The following is a 2,966-nucleotide window of genomic DNA, read 5'->3' as shown; positions in this document are numbered from 1 at the left end:
CCGTCGTATCCGGCGGAGCGGTTGGCGTTCATGGTCGCGGATTCCCGGCCTGCGGTGGTGCTGGTCGACGGGACCGCAGTGGCCGCCGCGGGCGACGTGCCGGTCCTGGACCTGGCCGCCGACTTCGCCGACTTCGCCGACTTCGCCGACTTCACCGACGGGCCCGGTACCGAAGACCTGCCTCGCCTGGCGTCCCCATCGGACGTGGCCTACGTGATCTACACGTCCGGGTCGACCGGCCGGCCGAAGGGCGTCGTGATCGAGCACGGCGCACTGACGAACTTTCTGGTGGGCATGCAGGACCTCGTCCCGCTCGAAACCACGGACGCATTGCTCGCGGTGACGACGGTCGCGTTCGACATCGCGGCGCTGGAGATGTATTTGCCGCTGATCAGTGGGGCGCGGGTGGTGATCGCGGCCGAGGAGACGGTTGCGCAGCCCGCGGCCCTGATCGAGCTGATGCACCGTGCCGGTGTGTCGGTGGTCCAGGCGACGCCATCGTTGTGGCGGATGCTCGCCTCGCACGATCTCGACGCGATCCGCGGGCTGCGGATGCTGGTCGGCGGAGAGGCGCTGCCGACGCATCTGGCCGACCAGATGCGGGACGTCGGCCGCGAAGTCCTGAATGTGTACGGCCCGACCGAGACGACGATCTGGTCGACTGCCGCGGCGCTGACCGGCCGGGACGACACCGTGATCGGTCGCCCGATCCTCAACACCCGGGTGTACGTGGTGGATGGTCGTGGGCGTCCGGTGCCGGTGGGTGTGGTCGGTGAGTTGTTCATCGGTGGTCTGGGTGTGGCGCGGGGTTATCTGGGTCGGCCGTGGCTGACCGGTGAGCGGTTTGTGCCGGACTGGCTGGCCGGGGACGGTTCGCGGTTGTATCGCACGGGGGATGTGGGCCGGTGGCTGCCGGACGGGACGTTGGAGTTCGTGGGCCGCAACGATTTCCAGGTCAAGGTCCGGGGTTACCGGATCGAACTCGGGGAGATCGAGGCCAGGCTGCTGGAGATCGACGGCGTGCGGGAAGCCGTCGTGGTGGCCCGCGGTGATCGCCTCGACGCCTATGTCGTCCCCGAGGATGGCGGTGTCGCGGTGGAGACGCTGCGTGGCGCGCTGAGTGAGGTTCTTCCCTCCTACATGGTGCCGTCGGCGTTCGTGGAACTGGGTGCGCTGCCGTTGACTCCGAACGGGAAGGTGGACCGGGCTGCGTTGCCGGCGCCGGATGGTGGCGCGGTGGTGGTGCGTGGTTATCGGGTGCCGGTGGGTGTGGTGGAGGAGGTGCTGGCCGGGATCTGGGCGGACCTGCTGGGTGTGGAGCGGGTCGGGCGTGATGATGACTTCTTCGAACTCGGCGGGCATTCGTTGCTGGCGGTCTCGCTGGTGGAGCGGATGCGTGAGGCCGGGCTGTCCTGTGATGTGCGGGCGGTGTTCACCACTCCGACGGTTGCCGGGCTGGCCGCTGCGGTCGCGGCGGGTGGTGGTATGGACCTTGCGGTGCCGCCGAACGTGATTCCGGCGGACGTCGATGTGATCACGCCGGGGATGCTGCCGCTGGTGGATCTGACCGAGGAGCAGATCGCGCGGGTGGTCGCCTCGGTGCCGGGCGGGGCCGGGAATGTGCAGGACATCTATCCGCTGGCGCCGCTGCAGGAGGGGATCTTCTTCCACCACCTGATGGGTGGCGAGGCGGACCCGTACCTGGTGTCCTATGTCCTGCCGATCAGCACCCGGGACGAGGTGGACCGGTTTGTGGCCGCGCTTCAGGCGGTGGTGGATCGGCACGACATCCTGCGTACGTCGGTGGTGTGGGAGGGACTGCCGCAGCCGGTGCAGGTGGTGTGGCGGCGGACCGGGCTGCCGGTCGAGGAGGTGACTCTTGACGGCAGGGGGGACGCGGTCGAACTCCTGGAGGCGTATCGGGTTCCGCTGGATCTGAACCGTGCGCCGCTGCTGCGGGTGGTCACGGCGTACGACGAGCCGAACGACAGGTGGCTGTTGTTGGTGCTGATGCATCACCTGGTGGGTGATCACACCACATTGGAGGTGTTGCAGGAGGAGATTGGGGCGGTGCTGGCGGGTAGCGCTGATGCGTTGCCGGAGGCGGTGCCGTATCGCAATGTGGTGGCCCAGGCGGTGCTGGGCACCAGTCGGGCGGAGCATGAGGAGTTCTTCACCGGTCTGCTGGGTGATGTCGACGAGCCGACTGCGCCGTTCGGGATTTTGGATGTCCGCGGTGATGGCACCGGTATCGCGGAGGCGCGTGTCGATATGGACGCTGCCTTGGCCGAGGCGGTCCGGGAGCAGGCTCGTCGTGCGGGTGTGTCTCCGGCGAGTGTGTGCCATCTGGCCTGGAGCATGGTGCTGTCCCGGCTGACCGGTCGTTCGGATGTGGTGTTCGGCACGGTGCTGTTCGGGCGGATGCAGGCCGGTGCCGGTGCGGAACGCGGCCTCGGCCTGTTCATCAACACCCTGCCGGTACGCGTCGACATCGATGCTCGCGGCGTCCTGGAGGCGGCGCGGGACACCCAGGGGCTCCTGGCTGAGCTGCTACGGCATGAGCACGCCCCGCTGGTGCTCGCCCAGGGATGCAGCCAGATCCCGACCGGGCTGCCGTTGTTCACCAGCTTGCTCAACTACCGGCACAGCGTCCCGGTGGATCCGGCTGTGGCCGGTGCGGCGGCTTCCGGGTTCGAGGTGCTGCACAGTGAGGAGCGCACCAACTATCCGGTCGTGGTTTCGGTTGATGACGTGGGTACGGGGTTTGCGCTCACCGCTCAGGTGGATGACCGGCTGGACCCGGACCGTGTCTGCGGGTTGCTCATGAATGCCGTCCGGGAGATCAGCCGGGCGTTGGAGGCTGCGCCGGGTGCGCCGGTTTCCGGCCTGGAGGTTCTGCCGGAGGCGGAGCGGGCGCTTGTCGTGGAGGGTTTCAATGCCACGGAGGTGCCGGTCGATCCGACGGC

1 protein-coding gene is annotated in these 2,966 nt (G+C 68.3%); it reads left to right on the top strand.

Annotated features, from left to right (window positions below; all coding sequences use genetic code 11):
- The coding region (locus IEY86_RS35705; protein ID WP_189136060.1) for a non-ribosomal peptide synthetase at positions 1 to 2,966 on the top strand (2,966 nt) is incomplete at both ends.

Origin of the sequence: Wenjunlia tyrosinilytica (assembly GCF_014646055.1) — a bacterium.
Taxonomy (GTDB): Bacteria; Actinomycetota; Actinomycetes; order Streptomycetales; family Streptomycetaceae; genus Wenjunlia; species Wenjunlia tyrosinilytica.
This window is presented reverse-complemented; position numbering and strand designations above follow the sequence as displayed.